The sequence below is a fragment of the Actinoallomurus spadix genome (assembly GCF_024055725.1).
GTDB lineage: Bacteria > Actinomycetota > Actinomycetes > Streptosporangiales > Streptosporangiaceae > Actinoallomurus > Actinoallomurus spadix.
The window spans coordinates 49,925-65,535 of the sequence record NZ_JAMXMX010000006.1 but is presented as its reverse complement, the minus strand read 5'-3'; the positions used below and the strand labels follow the sequence as shown (position 1 = coordinate 65,535).

Genomic DNA, 15,611 nt, shown 5'->3' with positions numbered 1-15,611 from the left:
CAGGTCACTTGCCGAGGATCGGCACCCGCGCGCCGTGCTTCTTGCCCTGCCAGACCTGCACGGAAAGCTTCTTGAGCGGTGCCGGGTACGCGAACTGCCCGGAGCGCGAGGCCTTCACCGTGTACTCCCTGATCATTTTCTGATTTCCGGTCGGGGTGAAGGCGGTGAAGACCACCTTGATGCTCCCCTTGCCGGTCTTCGAATTGAAGGTCTTGTTGGTCGCCTTCCACTTCACCGACGTGTACGACGTGACCCTGACCGTTCCGGTCACCTTCTGCTTCGCCTTGACCGGGCCGTAGGCCTTGAAGGGCTTGACGACCGGCGGCTTGGACGCCGCCGCCTCGGCGGTGCCCGCCATGCAGGACAGTGCGGTGCCCGCGACCGCGGCGGCAACGATGGACCTGCGCAGATGCATGACGAATTCTCCTTGGAATGGGGGGAGATGCCGCTCCGAAAGAGATCGGCGGCCGCAGAGAAATTACCAACGCCGAGCCGTCGTGGAAAAGACACGGCGCAGAAATTGAGTCCCCGTACCCTCCTCCGGGGACGGGAATTGGTCCTCGTGTCCCTATGGCCGCCCCTGCCGATGTGCTAGTGCCGCGAACCGGACATGTAGGGTTCTGCTGGCCGTCGTCTGACCACAGGAGCATGCCGGATTGTCGCTGCACAGCCTGCTGGGGCCGCTGCTGGAACCCGCCGTCACCCTCGGCGGCACGCCGACGAGCTGGGCCGAGGTCCTCGGGTTCGTCACCGGAGCGATCAACGTCTGGCTCGTCGTCCGCCAGCACATCGCCAACTGGCCGGTCGGCATCGCGAACGTCGTCCTGCTCGGCCTGATCTTCCTGGACGGCGGCCTGTACGCCGACGCCGGCCTGCAGGCCGTCTACGTCGTCCTGCAGGTGTGGGGCTGGTGGGAGTGGCTGTACGGCGGGCAGGGACACGCTGAACGCGTCGTCCAGCGCACCTCACGTGCCGAGTGGGCCGGGATCGCCGCCGCCGGCCTCGCGGCCACCGGCCTGCTGACGTGGGTGCTGAGCACCTACACCGACTCGACCGTCCCCTTCTGGGACGCGCTGACCACCGCCATCTCGCTGGCGGCGACGTACGGCCAGAGCCGCAAGCTGCTGGAGTCCTGGTGGCTGTGGATCAGCGCGGACCTGATCTACATTCCGCTGTACGCCTACAAGCACCTCTACCTGACCAGCGCCCTCTACGTCGTCTTCCTCGCGCTGTGCGTCGCCGGGCTGCTCGCCTGGCGGAAGGACTGGACGCGGCGGCGGACCGCGGCCACTCCGGTGGCCCCATGACGTACCACCACGGGCTGGTCATCGGAAAGTTCTATCCACCGCACGCGGGTCACCACCACCTCATCGACACGGCCGCGGTCGCCTGCGCCCGCGTCACCGTCGTGGTGGCCGCCTCGACCGCGGAGAGCATCCCCCTGGCCCTGCGCGCGGCCTGGCTCCGGGAACGCCACCCTCAGCCCCACGTCGAGATCGTCCCGGTCATGGACGACGTCGAGGTCGACTACGACTCCGACGAGATCTGGGCGGCGCACGTGGCCGCGTTCCGTACGGCGCTGGACGCGGCGTCCGGGCACGGCGTCGGCGCGCTCGGCCTGCCGCCGGTCGACGCGGTGTTCAGCTCCGAGGAGTACGGCCCCGAACTCGCCCGCCGGTTCTCCGCCGCGCACGTCCCCGTCGACCCGCCGCGCGACCGGTTCCCCGTGAGCGGCACCGCCGTGCGCCGTGACCCCGTCGCCTGCTGGGAGTGGCTCACGCCCGCCGTGCGCGCGTACCTCGCCCGGCGCGTCGTCGTCCTCGGCGCCGAGTCCTCCGGCACCACGACGCTCAGCCGGGCCCTGGCCGCGCACTACTCCGCGCGCGGCGGCGTGTGGGCGGCGACCCGGTGGGTGCCGGAGTACGGGCGCCTGTACTGCGAGGAGAAGCTGGCCGCTGCCCGGCGGACCGACCCGGAGCTGTGGATCGGCGACCTCGGCTGGTCACCGGAGGAGTTCACCCTGATCGCCGAGCGGCATCTCGCCCTGGAGGACGCGGCCGCCCGTTCGGGCTCGCCGTTGCTCATCTGCGACACCGACGCGTTCGCCACGTCCTTGTGGCACGAGCGCTACCTCGGCGCGCCGTCTCCCGACGTCGAACGCCTGCACGAGCGCGCCCGCCACGACCTGTGGATCCTCACGGACACCGCCGGCGTGCCGTTCGAACAGGACGGCTGGCGTGACGGCGAGTCGATCCGGGAGGCGATGGCGGCACGGTTCCGCGAGGAGCTCGACCGGCGTGGCCTGCCGTACGTCGTCGCGACCGGGCCCCACGAGGACCGCCTCGCCACCGCCGTCGCCGCCGTCGACGCCCTTCTCGACAAGGGCTGGACCTTCACCGACCCCCTCTGACTTCATCCACCTGCAACCTGACCGATTGCGGTCAGTGGTGGATCAGTCACTCACCGACTATCGGTGCTAAGAACGTGTCCTGGGCGTTGGCCCTGCGGTGAGGGCTGAGCAACCCCTGAGCCGGGTACGTACACTCAAGCGACGGGTGCGGGAGGAGTCATGAGCGCGAGGCGAGCTACTTTCCTCTCCCTCCTGTTCACGCTGGACCTGGCGCCAGGGACCGGCCAGGACGAGTTGCACGCCCATGGGGAGCAGTTGATGGGAGCGCTGCTCGATCTGGAGCAGTGCAACGCTGACTTCACCGACTCGACCGTCAGCACCGACGCGACGGCGGGCACCCTCACAGTCGACCTGCTCATCCTGGACGCGGTTGAGCCGGCGAAGGTGCTGCAGCGTGCGTTGGACATCACCCGCACCGCGATCCATGCTGCCGGTGGGGCCACGCCAGGGTGGCCGACCGTCAACGAGCAGCCTGACCACGTGGAGATGACCAAAGCGCGTGATCTGGTCATCGTGTGACGCCCCGTAGCGCCATCTGGGTGCGGAATGTCCTTTTTTCCGGCGGGTGGAAACTCCGGTGTTGACGCTGTGAGCTGGGCCGTACACGATCGGTCGTACGGTGTTTCCCCACAGTCACGGAGGTGCTGCACCATGCCGAAGGTGCTGATCGTCACAGGCGACGCGGCCGAGGACCTCGAGGTCATGTACCCCTACCAGCGGCTGCTGGAGGAGGGGTACGACGTGCACATCGCCGCCCCGACGGCGAAGAAGCTGCAGTTCGTCGTGCACGACTTCGTCGACGGCTTCGACACCTACACCGAGAAGTTCGGTCGCATGTGGCCGGCCGACGTGGCGTTCGCGGACGTCGACCCGGCGGACTACGTCGCGCTCGTGATCCCCGGCGGTCGTGCGCCCGAGTACATCCGCGGCGACGCCGAGTGCCTCCGGATCGTCCGGCACTTCGCCGACGAGGGCAAGCCGATCGCGGCGCTGTGCCACGGGCCGCTCATCCTCGCCGCGGCGGGTGTCCTGGGCAACCGATCCTCCAGCGCCTACCCGGCGCTCGCGCCCGACGTCGAGGCGGCCGGTGGTTCGTTCGTGGACAGCGAGGCGCACATCGACGGCTCGATCGTCACCGGCCGCGCCTGGCCGGATCACCCCGCCTGGATGCGCGAGTTCCTCAAGATCCTGCGGGTCGCCGCCCCCGCCGGCTGACGGGACACCCCTCCCGGACCGCGCGCCGTACGGCACCGGCGCGGTGCGCGGCCGGGGAGATGACGCCGCCGCTCGGGTGCCCTACGCTGCGGACACGCCCGAAGGGGAGGTGCCGCGATGACCGTGGAGACCGATGAGTGCCGGCCGGTGCCCGGCGGCCTGGTGGGCTCGGTGCAACGCGCCCTCCGCGTCCTCGAAGCGGTCGCGTCGGCCGGCGACGGCGTCACCGCCAAGGCGGTCGCCCGCCGGTGCGGTTTCAAGCTGTCGACGACGTACCACCTCCTGGGCACGCTCGTCCACGAGGGCTATCTCGTCCGGCTGCCGAACGCCCGCGGGTACGGCCTGGGCTACCAGGTGGCCGGCCTCCACCAGCGGCTGCACGAGCAGTTGCTGCCGAGCCCCGGCGTGACCGACGCGCTCCGCCACGCGCACCGGGTCGGCGGCACGGCGGTGTACTTCAGCGTGCTGCGCGACGCGCACCTCGTGGTCGCCGACGTCGTCGACTCACCGCGTGCACCCCGGGTCCGGCCGCTGGACGTGGGATTCCACGAGGCGGCACACGCGACGGCGTTCGGCAAGGTCCTGCTGGCCTTCCTCCCGGCCGACCGGCGCCGTGACTACCTGGCGGGCGCCGGACTGCACCGGCTGACGGGCCGGACCATCACCCGGCTCGCGGACCTGGAGGAGCAGCTGGCGCGGGTCCGCGCCACCGGAGTCGCCGACGAGATCGAGGAGTTCCGCCCGGACCTGGCCTGCGTGGCGGCGCCGGTCCGCGACGATCGCGGCACGGTCGTCGGGGCGGTGGCCGCGTCGGCTCCGGCACCGTACTTCAGTGCCCATCGCGACCGGATGATCGAGGCCGTGCGGCAGGGCGCCGACCTGCTCGGCCCCTGCTGAGCCGCCGCCCCGGCCGGGGCGGCGGCGGCCTCGTCCAGACGGCCGCAGGGGACCATGGTCCCGTGAGCAGGGACTTTGGTCCCTTGAGGGAGCAGGTGCGCCGAGGCAGTGTGGGAAGTGGCCTACGAGACGTGCGAGGGAGCTCGACCGAACGGACCGCCTGGACGGGATCCGCAAGGAAGGGCTGAGAGGCCGGAAGAGACCGATGGGCCTCTACAGGAGCCGAAAGGCACCTGGACGGCGACCCCCACGACCTGACCCGGACAATGCCGGCGAAGGGAAATCGCCTCGTAGGTCCTTTCGCGCGGGCGGGCGTCTCAGGTCTCGGCGAAGCGGTGGTGCCCCAGCACCCCGAGGAGCCGCAGCTTCTCATACCCCTCGGTGTTCGGGGCGGCGGTGAGCACGAGCAGCGCCTGCGACTGATCCTCGGTGAACAGCACTTGGCAGTCCACCTCGATCTCGCCGAGCTCGGGATGGATGAGCGTCTTGTGATCCTCGAAGCGCTTGGCCACCTCGTGCCGCTCCCAGAGTTCGGCGAACTCCGTGCTCTCCTTCTGCAGCGCCCGTACGAGGTCGCCCGCGGGTGAGTGCGGGCCCATCGAGCCGTACGCCGCGCGCAGGTTCGCGACGTGGGCGCGGCTCTGCCGGTCACGGTCGTCTTCGGGGTAGTGCAGCCGCTCCGCGGGATCGGTGAACCACCGATAGGTCTCGCTGCGGGCGAGGCCCGTGTAGCCCGATCTGTCGCCGAACAGCGCCTCGGCCATCCGGTTCTGCACGAGCGTCTCGCCCAGGTTCGACAGGATGAGCGCCGGGGTGTCGGAGAGGCGGTCCAGCACTCTCAGCAGCGCGGGCGCGACATGCGTCGCGGCCGACATCGCGGCCGGCGGGTTCTGCCCCGCCACCTGGAAGAGATAGTCGCGTTCGTCGCTCGTCAGCCGTAGCGCCCGGGCGAGCGACGCGAGCATCTGCTCGCTCGGCTGCGGACCGCGTTGCTGCTCCAGCCGCGTGTAATAGTCGGTCGACATCACGGCGAGGGCCGCGACCTCCTCCCGCCGCAGGCCCGGGGCCCGGCGGCGCGTGCCCTCGGGGAGCCCGACGTCCCCGGGCCGCAGGGCGTCGCGGCGGCGCCGCAGGAAGTCCGCGAGTGCTGCACGATCCATGCGTTCAATTATTCGGCCCACGCCCCCGGCGAACCAGGGATCGCCGATCCCCCGATGAGCGGTCTCTGCACCTCCGCGGGGCGATGGGCGAGGCTGAAGCCATGGACATCACCGGAAACACCATCTTCATCCCCGGCTCCACCAGCGGCATCGGCCTTGCTCTCGCCCTGGAACTTCAGGCCAAGGGCAACACCGTGATCGTCGGCGGCCGCCGTACGGAACTCCTCGACCAGATCGCCGCCGAGCATCCCGGCATCGACACCGTGCAGATCGACACGGCGGACGCCGCGAGCATCGAGGCCGCCGCCAAGCAGGTCCTGGCCAGGCACCCGGACCTCAACGTCCTGATCACGATGGCCGGCATCATGCGCGTCGAGGACTGGCACCGGCCCGAGTCGTTCCTGGCCTCGGCCGAGTCCATCGTGACGACCAACGTGCTCGGCCCGATCCGGCTCATCGCCGCGTTCATCGAGCACCTGCGGGCGCAGCCGGACGCCACGATCGTCACCGTCTCCTCGGGCCTGGCGTTCATACCGCTCAAGGTCACGCCGAGCTACAACGCGTCGAAGGCCGCCATCCACATGCTGAGCGAGTCGATCCGGCTGCAGCTCGCCGACACGAACGTGAAGATCGTGGAGCTCGAGCCGCCGGCGGTCCGCACGTCGCTGCTGCCCGGACAGGAGGAGAGCGAGTTCGCCATGCCGCTCGACGAATACGTCGCGGAGGTCATGGAGCTGTTCGAGACCCGGCCGGACGCGAAGGAGATCCAGGTCGAGCGGGTCAAGTTCCTGCGCTACGCCGAGGCCCGCGGGGAGTACGACCAGGTCGTCGCCACCGTCAACGCCTCCGACCCGCACGGGAAGTGACCGGAGGGAACACCGTCGGCGCCGAGTTCCGGTGCCGACGGTGGCCTTCTCGCGATGACGCGCCGGTCGCGCGGACGACGGCAACACGATCACCACGGCAGCGTCGTGCCATGCCCTTCGAATTCGAAGCAGTAGACTCCGGTCATGCCTGATTCACCGCCGTCGCTCGACCCCGTGCAGCTCGGCGCCTACTTCGACCTCATCGAGGTGACCAGCCTGCTCCGGCACGCGGTCGAGCAACAGCTGCGCGAGGCCGGTGATCTCAGCTATGTGCAGTTCCAGCTGCTGGCCCGGCTCGGAGACTCCCCGACGGGCAGCCACCGCATGACCGACCTGGCCGACGGCGTCGTCTACAGCCGCAGCGGTCTGACCTACCAGGCGGGTCTGCTGGAGAAGGCGGGCCTGGTCGTGCGCGCTCCCTCTCCGGACGACGAGCGGAGCATCACGGTCACCATCACCGACGCCGGACGCGCGCTGCTCGCGAAGGTGCTGCCCGGTCATATCGAGGTCGTCCGCGGCCTGCTCTTCGAGCCGCTCTCGCGCGATGACGTGAAGGCCCTCGCCGGCCTGCTGGCGCCGGTACGCGACCACATGCGCGCCACACCGCCTCGCTCGGCCGCGCCTCGCCGCCGCAAAGGCGGAGCGTGACGACGTAGCCCGGCTCGCGCCGGACGGCCGGCCGCAGCGGGTGCGCGGCGGACCGGGCCGGGCGCCGCCAAGGTCGTGTCCGCGGTCCGCGACCTCACCCCTCCGGTGACGAGCGCGGCGGGGACGGCACGGGCGCCGTGGCCGCCTGCCGCAGCAGCTGTTCGATGAGCCGCTCCTTGGCCAGGGTGAGATGGCGCCGGTAGGTGCCGTACGGCACCCCCAGCCGTCGAGCGGCGGCCTTGTGGGTGCGCGAGGCCGCGATGTACGTGGCGGTGAGCGCGTCGTGCGCCTTCACGCCCGCGGGGTCGACCTGCAGCGCGTCGAGGGCGGTCGTGATCGCGCCGCGCAGGTCCGCCACGGGGTCGGCGGAACCCCGCGGCACGAGGCGCGAGTGCAGCAGGACGCTGGTGGCGAACTCCCGGGGAGCGCGCCACGTCCGCAGCGCCTCGAGCACGCCCTCCTCGAACGCGGCGCGCGGCAGGTCGCCGCCGCGCTCGTCGTCCGAGCCGGCGGCGGACGGAGAACCGGTCTCCCCGGCCACGGGCACGGCCACGGCGCGGGCCCTGTCCTCCACCCACTGGTCCACCGACTGCCGCCGCCAGTCCCTGCCGAAGAGGTGCTGTACCCGCCCTCCGACGTCCACGGCCGTGACCTCCAGCATCCCGGCCTTGGCGAGATAGCCCTTCCACCGGTCGGTGTCCTCGAAGACGGTGAAGGTCAGCGCGCGCCCGCGGGCCCTCATCTCGTCCGCGATGGCGCGCCGGCTCATGAGGTCCATGAGGGGCGAGGGTCGCTGGTGCCAGCCGGGCTGCATCGCGAAACGGCGGACGCCCAGGTGCTCGCCCTCCCGCAAGGGGGCGGTCGCCTCTACATGGTCCCAGAGCGCCGCGATCACCGGATCCCCGGCCCGGTCCTCGGGCAGCGGTGCCTCCAGCCGCAGGATGGCCATGAACGCGACGGGCGCGGAGGAGCCCGCGTAGCGGTGGACACGGAAGGCCTCCGGACGGCGGCGCACCCAGTACGCGACCGTGGCGGCGGACTCGCGGCCCTCCGCCTCCTCCGCCATGCGCAGCACCTCGGGCACGTCGGCGGGCCGGAGGGGAGCGTCCTCGACGTGGGGGTGCGCCTGCCAGTCATGCAGGTCGTCCATGCCGTCCTGGTCGCGGAAGAGGAACATCCACTCCGCGACGCGCAGCGGGGCGTCGTCCTCGGAGGCGCCGCGCACCGCCTGCAGGCCCGCGGTCGAGACGCGGGCGCGTACGTCGTCGTAGCGCTCGGGATCCCGCCAGCGCAGGTCGGCCTCGAGCGTCGCCCGCACCGCGTCGTGCGGATGCAGCCCTTCGGGCGTGGCCTCGACGTAGGGCAGCTGACGCAGCCAGGAGAACACCGTCGCGGTGTCCTCGTCACCCAGCACCGCGCGCAGCAGCGGTTCGCGCGTGACGTAGGCCTGCGCGACGACCTCGAGGGCGCGTCGGTGCGCGGCGCTCGGCAGGTCGCCCACCAGCCGCTCGACCAGGGTCGTCAGCACGTCGCCGGTGGGCTCCCACGGCGCGCCCGGCGCCGCGGCGGGCAGGGAGGCGGCGAGCGAGAGGGCGAGGGGGCTGCCCCCGGCGAAGGCGATGAAGGGGCTGCGCTGCTCGGCGGGGACGCCGCGCGCGGCGAGCAGGGCGTCGGACTGGGCGGCGTCGAGCGGTCGTACGGCCAGTTCGGCGAAGAGCTGCGCCCAGCCTGGATCCAGTGACCACTCGACGTCCGGGGCGACTCTGCTCGCGACCACGACGAGGGCGTCCTCCGCGAGCCGGAGCAGGAAGGTGTCGCGCAGCCACGGCTCGAGCGGCTGGCAGCGCTCGAAGGTGTCGAGGAGCAGGACGGTGCCGGGCTCGGAGCACGCCAGGGCCGCGGCCTCCTCGAGACGACGCGGATCCACGTCGAGGAACCGCGCGTCGATGTGCACCACACCGCGGCCGGCGAGCTCCGCCTGGCGGCCTGCGTAGCGCAACAGCGAGGACTTGCCGATGCCACCGGGACCATGGACGTATGCCACGAGCGGAGCGTCCGCCGCTCCCGACAGCATCCGGTCGAGCACCTTCCGCTCCGGCTCCCTGCCGACCAGCGCATCGGCTCGTGCCGCGGCCAGCCTGCCCGCCAATCCCGTCAAACCCACGCAAAGCTCCTCCCGCCGTGGCCCATCCTGCCGTGTCGAGGTGTCCGCCAGATAGATGGGCGAGCGCCTCGGCGTGAGCAGCGCTGGGCCCGGGTGAGCACCGGCGGGCGTGGAGAACGGGCAGCGGTACGGCGCAGGATCGCTGGTAGGAGGACGGCGCCGCCGTCCACGGGCATCGAGGACCGACCATGAGCATCCCCTACCTCGCCCAGCGAGAGGACCAGCAGCAGCTCGAGTGGATCGCCGGAAGCACCTTCAGCGTCCTGCTCGACGCCGAGGCGACCGATGGGCGGCTGACCGTCGGACGCTTCGACGTCAGTAAGGGAGAGGCGCCGCCGTTCCACATGCACAAGAAGGAGGACGAGGTCTTCCTGCTCATCTCCGGCTCGGCGCTGGTGTGGGTCGGCGACGAGGAGCACGAGCTGCGGGAGGGCGGCATCGTCTTCCTGCCCCGGGGCATCCCGCACGGCTACCGCATCACCTCCGAGAAGGCCGACCTGCTGCTCATGGCGACCCCGGCCGGGCTGGAGAAGATGTTCCGCCACGCGGGCCGCGACCTGCGCGAGCCGCGCCCGGAGGGCTTCGAGATCTCGATGGAGCTGCTCGCCGAAGCCGCCGAACTGTCCGGCAACGTCGTCCTCGGCCCTCCCCGCTGACGGCATCACGGCCCGGCTGTAGGGAGGACCGGTGAGCCCCGTGTCCCTGGCCGTCGTCAGTGCCGGCGCCGGTTACCCGCGCCCCACCCGCCTGCTCGCGGACCAGATCACGAGGTCCGTCTGCGGCTCGCTCACGGCCAGTGGAGTGAGGGTCGAGCTGGAGGTGCTGGAGCTGTGCCGGCTGGCGGCCGACCTCGCTCAGTGCGCCACCCAGGGCGCCAGCCTCGACCTGCGGGAGGCGATCGCCGCGGTGGCGGTGGCCGACGGGCTCGTGGTGGCGACACCGGTGGTCGTCACCTCCCCGAGCGCCGTGTTCGCATCGTTCTTCGACGTCCTCGAGGAGGATGTCCTGTCCGGTACGCCCGTCCTGCTCGCGGCCAGCAGCGGCTCGCGTCGGCGCCCACCTGACCTCGGCCAGGTAATGCGGGGCCGCCTCACCTGCCTGCACGCGGAGCCCGTGCCCACCGTCGTCGTCGCCGGCCCGGAGGACTGGGAGGGCTCGCCGTACGGCGGCTCGGGGCGACTGCGCGAGCGCATCGACCAGGCCGCCGCCGAGCTCGTCGCGGCGGTGGGCCCTTCGCGCCGCCCCGGCTGATCCGGCGAAGGGCGTGGTGGCCCGGGATCGAGTGTCGTACGCCACTTGCTTCGAATTTGAAGCAGGTGTAGTGTCATCCACGGTTGCTTCAAGTTCGAAGCAAATCCGAACCAAGCGAGAGCGAGATCTGACATGAAGGCAGTGCGTTTCCACGAGTACGGCGACCCCGGCGTCCTGCGCTACGAGGACGCGGAGCAGCCCGTCCCCGGAGCCGGCGAGGTCCGGATCCGCGTCGCCGCGACATCGTTCAACTCGGTCGACGGCAACATCCGCGCCGGCTTCATGCAGGGCCCCATCCCGGTGACGCTGCCGCACACGCCCGGCCTCGACGTCTCCGGCACGGTCGACGCGCTGGGCGACGGTGTGGACGGCATCGCGGTCGGTGACGAGGTCATCGGCTTCCTGCCGATGACGGGGACCGGCGCCTCGGCGGAATACGTCCTCGCGCCGGCCGAGATCCTCACGCCGGCACCCAAGAGCGTCCCGCTGGCGGACGCCGCCGCGCTGCCGCTGGTGGGCCTCACCGCGTGGCAGGCGCTCTTCGACCACGGCACGCTGACGGCCGGACAACGCGTGCTGATCAACGGCGCGGGCGGAGCGGTCGGCGGCTACGCCGTGCAACTGGCCAAGAACGCCGGTGCGTACGTGATCGCCACGGCCGGCCCCCGCAGCGGTGAGCGCGTCAGGGCCTCGGGCGCCGACGAGGTCATCGACCACACCACCACCGAGGTGACCGCGGCGGTCACCGAGCCGGTGGACCTGGCCCTCAACCTCGCGCCGGTCGACCCGGCGCAGCTGGCCGCGCTGGTCGGCCTGATCCGCCCGGGCGGTGCCCTCGTGAACACCACGGTATGGATGCCCGCGCCTTCGGACGAGGAGCGCGGCGTACGCGGCGTCGACCTGTTCGTCCGCAGCGACGCCGAACAGCTGTCGCAGATGGTGGCACAGATCGACCGCGGTGAGCTGCGCGTCGACGTCGCCGAGCGGGTACCGCTGGCCGAGCTGCCGGCCCTCCACGCCCGAGCCGCCACCGGCGCGATCTCCGGCAAGGTCATCGTCCTCCCCGGCGCCTGACGCCGTCGCCCACCGCCACCCCGACGATCCCCAACGAGAAGGTAGTCATGTCGCTGAACCTGGACCCCGAGATCGCCGAGGCACTGGCCCCGATGGCCGGCGCGATGGCGGACGCCACCCCTCCGGCGGTGGGCGATGTCGCCGCGCGCCGCGCCCTCTGGGAGCCGATCATCGGCGCCGCGGGCACCGCCCAGCCGATTCCGGCCGACGTGACGACCAGCGAGCACCACGCGACCGCGGACGACGGCGCGCAGATCAGGATGCGCTGGTACGTCAAGGACGGCGCGACGCCGGGCCCGGCCGTGCTCTTCTTCCACGGAGGGGGGTACATCTTCGGCCGCATCGACCTCTTCGACGGGCCGGTCTCCCGCTACGTGTCCGCCAGCGGCGTGCCGATGCTGTCGGTCGAGTACCGCCGTGCGCCCGAGCACCCCTTCCCGACCCCGCTCGAGGACGCCTACGCCGCGCTGCGCTGGCTGCACGAGCACGCCTCCGAGCTGGGCGTCGACCCCGACCGGATCGGCGTGATGGGCGACAGCGCCGGCGGCGGCATGGCGGCGGCGCTGACGATCCTCACGCGCGAGCGCGGAGGCCCGAAGATCGCCCGTCAGATCCTGCTCATGCCGATGCTCGACGACCGCACCACCACGCCGGACCCCCACATCGCGCCCTACGTGCTGTGGTCGTACGACGACAGCCTCACCGCGTGGCCGGCACTGCTCGGCGAGGCCGCCGGCGGGCCCGACGTCCCGGCCACGGCGGCTCCGGCCCGGCTCGAGGACGCGACCGGCCTGCCACCGGCCTACATCGAGGTCGGCCAGCTCGACGTCTTCCGCGACGAGGACCTCGCCTACGCGATGAAGCTCAGCCGCGCCGGTGTGCCGGTGGAGTTCCACCTGCACCCCGGTGCCCCGCACGAGTTCGACTCGATCGCCTTCGAGTCCGACGTCGCCCGGCGCGCCATCGCCGACCGCATCCGGGTGCTCACGTCGATCTGAGCCGCCGCCGAGCGCGTTCGCCCGCCACCGACGAGGCGGGCGAACACGCTCGTCCCGGTGGCCGGCCACCGGCCACGTCGCCCACCGGTTCCTTTCCGGCAGGCGCGTACGGCGGCCACCGCCGTATCAGGCGACGGACTCGCCGCGGAGCTCCTCGTCGTAGGCGTGCTGCCGCGACTGGATGACGTCCATGTTCGCCACCGTCCAGTCGTAGACCTGGCTGAGGGGTCCATGCAGGGAACGGCCCAGCGGCGTGAGGGCGTATTCCACTCCGAGCATCCGTCCGGACAGGACACGACGTGTGATCATCCCGCTGCGTTCAAGGCGGCGCAGGGTTCTGGGTCAGCACCCGTTGGGTGATGCCTTCAAGGCGTCGTTCGATGTCATTGAACCGGCGAGGCTCGTCGAGCAGGACCGCCAGGATCAGGATCGTCCATGGCGGTATCCGGGAGCATACCTGGGATGGTTGAAGTGCGTAATTGACGCTGGATTTTTGCTCGCCATAGCCTAGGTAGGAATCAGGAGCCTAGGGGCACTCAACCAGCTGTCTCGCCAGCGTAGCGGGAGTGCCAGGCGATAGGAGAGCGGGCATGGCCGACTATTTCCCTCCGGCGGAGGACTACGCGACTCTGCGAGTCTCGGTCGAGCACGGGGTCGCGAAAGTCACCCTCGACAACCCGCCGGTCAATGTCCTCAGCGTTGAACTAATGACCGAGTTGCTTCACTTCCTCAGAACAGTTCGCGACGTCCCTTCGATCAGAGTGATCGTATTCGGCAGCGCCATCCCGGACTTCTTCATCGCCCATGTGGACATGACGCTCAATCCGGAGTCCACGGCCTTCGTCGAGCTGATGAAGGCGGCACCGGAAGGTCTCAACGTCTTCCAGTCGGTCTCCGAGGCCGTACGAAACCAGCCTCAGGTGACCATCGTGAAACTCGCCGGCATCGCCCGTGGTGGCGGAGCCGAGTTCGTCACGGCGGCCGACATGAGCTTCGCGGCGATCGAGACGGCGGGACTCGCCCAGTGTGAGGCACTGATGGGCATCACGCCCGGCGGCGCCGGCACGCAGTACCTCACGCACCGCCTGGGCCGGAACCGCGCCCTCGAGGTCGTGCTCGGCGCCGACCTGTTCGACGCATCGACCGCCGAGCGCTACGGCTGGATCAACCGCGCCCTGCCCGCCGCCGAACTCGACGCCTTCGTCGACCGGCTCGCCCGCCATATCGCGGCACTCCCTGACGGCGTCATCGAAGCCGCCAAGCTGGCCGTACCACCGGCGGACCTCACCGAGGGCTTCATACGCGAACACGACGCCTGGGCGGGCCTGATCGCCCGCCCCGCGGCCGGGAGGCTCATCCGCGGCGGTCTGGAGCGCGGCGCCCAGACGCCTGACGGCGAACTCCGCCTCGAAGACCTGCTGCGCGACCTGTGGGAGGACATGAAGGAACCGGCGGCAGGCTGACGGCAGCGCCTCCCACCAGCCTGGTCGCGCCAGCGATGGTGGACGTTCACGGTGGGCGGCCGGCTCGGGCGGCTCCGGCCGTCCGGTGCCGCGCGGCCGTCGATGCGCTCAGTGGCCGTCGATGTGCTCAGCGGCCAGAATGACCGGATGCCCGCCGATGACCCCCAGCTCTGGCAGCTACTGCGCTCGCTCGACGACCCGGATCACTTGGAATTCCCCGCCGGTTACGACGCGGCGATGGGAGGATCGTCAGGTTAGGCCGATCTATATCAAGGTAAGGTGGTCAAGTGATTTCCGTCAGTCGAAAGCCGATCAAGTGCGCCGGAATCATCGCCGGAGCAGCCACACTGTTCATGTCCCTTTTTTCAGGGCCAGCATTTGCAATCAACGATGTTGATTGCGTTAGTTCTGATTTCTTGCAGATCTGGTACCACGACGGCGAGCATTCTTACGAGTCGTTGTGCTTCGCGAATTCGGGGACCATCTTCCCATGGGGCCACAACACGATCCGGTGGATCGACAAGGTGTCCACCGGCAATAACGACGTGATAATCCATGACGATAACAGAACCGATGTTTACATCTCGCGGTGGAACATCGTAACCTACCCCAACCGTCCGATGGCGACGAACCACCTGACTATTCAATGAGGTGATCTCAGGGACTTTCACGCGCTCTTGCATCCAGCCGCGTTACGCGAAGCCGATGCCCATGACCCGGCACTGCTGCGAAGCGATGGCGCGCCAGGTGAACTGGCACTGTGATCAACACGATGACCCGTCCGACTGCCCGGACGCAGTGGTTCTGTTCAGCGCCAGGTTCCTGGAGTACGGGCTGATCATCCATGACGGCGGCACATCGAGCATCGGGATCGGCTTCTGTCCTTGGTGTGGGCAGCGGCTGCCCACGTCGCAGCGGGATCGCTGGTTCGAGGAACTGGAAGGGCGCGGGATCGATCCGTGGGAAGACGAAATCCCTGCTGAGTTCCAGGACGACCGCTGGCTCCACGGCACGAGTGAACGTTGAAGCCACGCTCTCAGCTTGGGGATCGTCTGGTTTTGGGGCTGTCATGGGCGCTGACCTTGGCTGCGGCATGACCAGCCACCAATGAATCTTTGCTCGGCGTGGTTCCCATCCCGGAGCCGATGCTCACCGGCCTGCCGAAGGAACTGCAGGACAAGGTGCAGCTTCTGGAGTCCATGGCAGCACTGGCCAAGGCCGGCAACACGGCCGCCGAGGAGCCGATGCGCCAGCTCATGGCGGAGATGGTCCCTGTCGCCGCCAAGGGTCTGGCGACCACCCTCCGTGAGATCACGAAGGTCTTCGCCGAGCTGGGCGGCCTCAGCACCGAGGACGTCCGCGCGCTCACGGACGAGGAGCTGAAGGCCACCTATCAGCTCCTGGGGGCCGTGGGCGAGAGCGTCATGACCCTCAACAACAAGGTCGCCGAGATCAAGCTCTGATC

20 protein-coding genes are annotated in these 15,611 nt (G+C 70.2%); 15 read left to right on the top strand and 5 right to left on the bottom strand.

Translation table 11 applies throughout. From position 1 onward, the window contains the following. Positions 1-4: 4 nt before the first annotated feature. On the bottom strand, positions 5-415 hold the full coding sequence (locus NE235_RS09975; RefSeq protein WP_252801049.1) for a hypothetical protein: 411 nt from the start codon (positions 413-415) through the stop codon (positions 5-7). Between the two features lie 241 nt (positions 416-656). Here NE235_RS09975 and pnuC point away from each other — a divergent pair, with 241 nt between their 5' ends. The 5 genes from pnuC (at position 657) to NE235_RS09950 (ending at position 4,522) form a co-directional block, all read left to right on the top strand. Further along, positions 657-1,307: a nicotinamide riboside transporter PnuC gene (gene pnuC / locus NE235_RS09970; protein WP_252801047.1), complete on the top strand. Its 651-nt coding sequence runs from the start codon at positions 657-659 to the stop codon at positions 1,305-1,307. Next, positions 1,304-2,410 (top strand): AAA family ATPase, encoded by a 1,107-nt coding sequence (locus NE235_RS09965; RefSeq protein ID WP_252801045.1) that lies wholly within the window; start codon positions 1,304-1,306, stop codon positions 2,408-2,410. The genes pnuC and NE235_RS09965 overlap by 4 nt, the downstream gene beginning before the upstream one ends. Positions 2,411-2,569: 159 nt before the next feature. Next, positions 2,570-2,929: a hypothetical protein gene (locus tag NE235_RS09960; protein ID WP_252801043.1), complete on the top strand. Its 360-nt coding sequence runs from the start codon at positions 2,570-2,572 to the stop codon at positions 2,927-2,929. 132 nt (positions 2,930-3,061) lie between these two features. Then, positions 3,062-3,625 carry a DJ-1/PfpI family protein gene (locus tag NE235_RS09955; RefSeq protein WP_252801041.1) on the top strand — a complete coding sequence of 188 codons (564 nt, stop codon included), beginning with the start codon at positions 3,062-3,064 and terminating at the stop codon, positions 3,623-3,625. A gap of 117 nt (positions 3,626-3,742) precedes the next feature. Continuing rightward, positions 3,743-4,522: an IclR family transcriptional regulator gene (locus NE235_RS09950; RefSeq protein WP_252801039.1), complete on the top strand. Its 780-nt coding sequence runs from the start codon at positions 3,743-3,745 to the stop codon at positions 4,520-4,522. 317 nt (positions 4,523-4,839) lie between these two features. On the opposite strand, the gene NE235_RS09945 is transcribed toward NE235_RS09950, so the two are convergent. After that, positions 4,840-5,682 (bottom strand): helix-turn-helix transcriptional regulator, encoded by an 843-nt coding sequence (locus tag NE235_RS09945; protein WP_252801038.1) that lies wholly within the window; start codon positions 5,680-5,682, stop codon positions 4,840-4,842. A 101-nt stretch (positions 5,683-5,783) separates the two neighbouring features. On the opposite strand from NE235_RS09945, the gene NE235_RS09940 reads away from it, so the two are divergent. After that, positions 5,784-6,548, top strand: a complete 765-nt coding sequence (locus tag NE235_RS09940; RefSeq protein WP_252801035.1) for an SDR family oxidoreductase — start codon at positions 5,784-5,786, stop codon at positions 6,546-6,548. A 144-nt stretch (positions 6,549-6,692) separates the two neighbouring features. Then, positions 6,693-7,196: a MarR family winged helix-turn-helix transcriptional regulator gene (locus NE235_RS09935; RefSeq protein ID WP_252801033.1), complete on the top strand. Its 504-nt coding sequence runs from the start codon at positions 6,693-6,695 to the stop codon at positions 7,194-7,196. Between the two features lie 94 nt (positions 7,197-7,290). On the opposite strand, the gene NE235_RS09930 is transcribed toward NE235_RS09935, so the two are convergent. Beyond that, positions 7,291-9,360 carry an ATP-binding protein gene (locus NE235_RS09930; protein WP_252801032.1) on the bottom strand — a complete coding sequence of 690 codons (2,070 nt, stop codon included), beginning with the start codon at positions 9,358-9,360 and terminating at the stop codon, positions 7,291-7,293. Positions 9,361-9,548: 188 nt separating this feature from the next. Here NE235_RS09930 and NE235_RS09925 point away from each other — a divergent pair, with 188 nt between their 5' ends. The 4 genes from NE235_RS09925 (at position 9,549) to NE235_RS09910 (ending at position 12,683) form a co-directional block, all read left to right on the top strand. Then, entirely contained in the window at positions 9,549-10,016 is a 468-nt protein-coding gene (locus tag NE235_RS09925) for a cupin domain-containing protein (protein WP_252801030.1), read from the top strand. Between the two features lie 31 nt (positions 10,017-10,047). Further along, positions 10,048-10,611, top strand: a complete 564-nt coding sequence (locus NE235_RS09920) for an NAD(P)H-dependent oxidoreductase (RefSeq protein WP_252801028.1) — start codon at positions 10,048-10,050, stop codon at positions 10,609-10,611. Between the two features lie 132 nt (positions 10,612-10,743). Continuing rightward, positions 10,744-11,685, top strand: coding sequence for an NADP-dependent oxidoreductase (locus NE235_RS09915; RefSeq protein ID WP_252801025.1), 942 nt, complete (start codon positions 10,744-10,746; stop codon positions 11,683-11,685). A 47-nt stretch (positions 11,686-11,732) separates the two neighbouring features. Continuing rightward, a complete protein-coding gene (locus NE235_RS09910) occupies positions 11,733-12,683 on the top strand; it encodes an alpha/beta hydrolase (protein ID WP_252801024.1) in 951 nt (316 codons plus the stop codon). Positions 12,684-12,809: 126 nt separating this feature from the next. Here NE235_RS09910 and NE235_RS09905 read toward each other — a convergent pair whose 3' ends face one another. Both NE235_RS09905 and NE235_RS38640 read right to left on the bottom strand, forming a co-directional pair. Next, on the bottom strand, positions 12,810-13,016 hold the full coding sequence (locus NE235_RS09905) for a winged helix-turn-helix transcriptional regulator (protein ID WP_289848461.1): 207 nt from the start codon (positions 13,014-13,016) through the stop codon (positions 12,810-12,812). Then, positions 13,003-13,107, bottom strand: a complete 105-nt coding sequence (locus NE235_RS38640) for a winged helix-turn-helix transcriptional regulator (RefSeq protein WP_406567564.1) — start codon at positions 13,105-13,107, stop codon at positions 13,003-13,005. The genes NE235_RS09905 and NE235_RS38640 overlap by 14 nt, the downstream gene beginning before the upstream one ends. Positions 13,108-13,273: 166 nt before the next feature. On the opposite strand from NE235_RS38640, the gene NE235_RS09900 reads away from it, so the two are divergent. From NE235_RS09900 to NE235_RS09885, 4 genes are all read left to right on the top strand, one after another. After that, a complete protein-coding gene (locus NE235_RS09900) occupies positions 13,274-14,146 on the top strand; it encodes an enoyl-CoA hydratase/isomerase family protein (RefSeq protein ID WP_252801021.1) in 873 nt (290 codons plus the stop codon). Positions 14,147-14,433: 287 nt separating this feature from the next. After that, on the top strand, positions 14,434-14,796 hold the full coding sequence (locus NE235_RS09895; protein WP_252801019.1) for a beta/gamma crystallin domain-containing protein: 363 nt from the start codon (positions 14,434-14,436) through the stop codon (positions 14,794-14,796). Between the two features lie 55 nt (positions 14,797-14,851). Beyond that, positions 14,852-15,172 carry a DUF6980 family protein gene (locus tag NE235_RS09890; protein ID WP_252801017.1) on the top strand — a complete coding sequence of 107 codons (321 nt, stop codon included), beginning with the start codon at positions 14,852-14,854 and terminating at the stop codon, positions 15,170-15,172. 98 nt (positions 15,173-15,270) lie between these two features. Then, positions 15,271-15,609 carry a hypothetical protein gene (locus NE235_RS09885; RefSeq protein WP_252801015.1) on the top strand — a complete coding sequence of 113 codons (339 nt, stop codon included), beginning with the start codon at positions 15,271-15,273 and terminating at the stop codon, positions 15,607-15,609. Positions 15,610-15,611 lie beyond the last annotated feature (2 nt).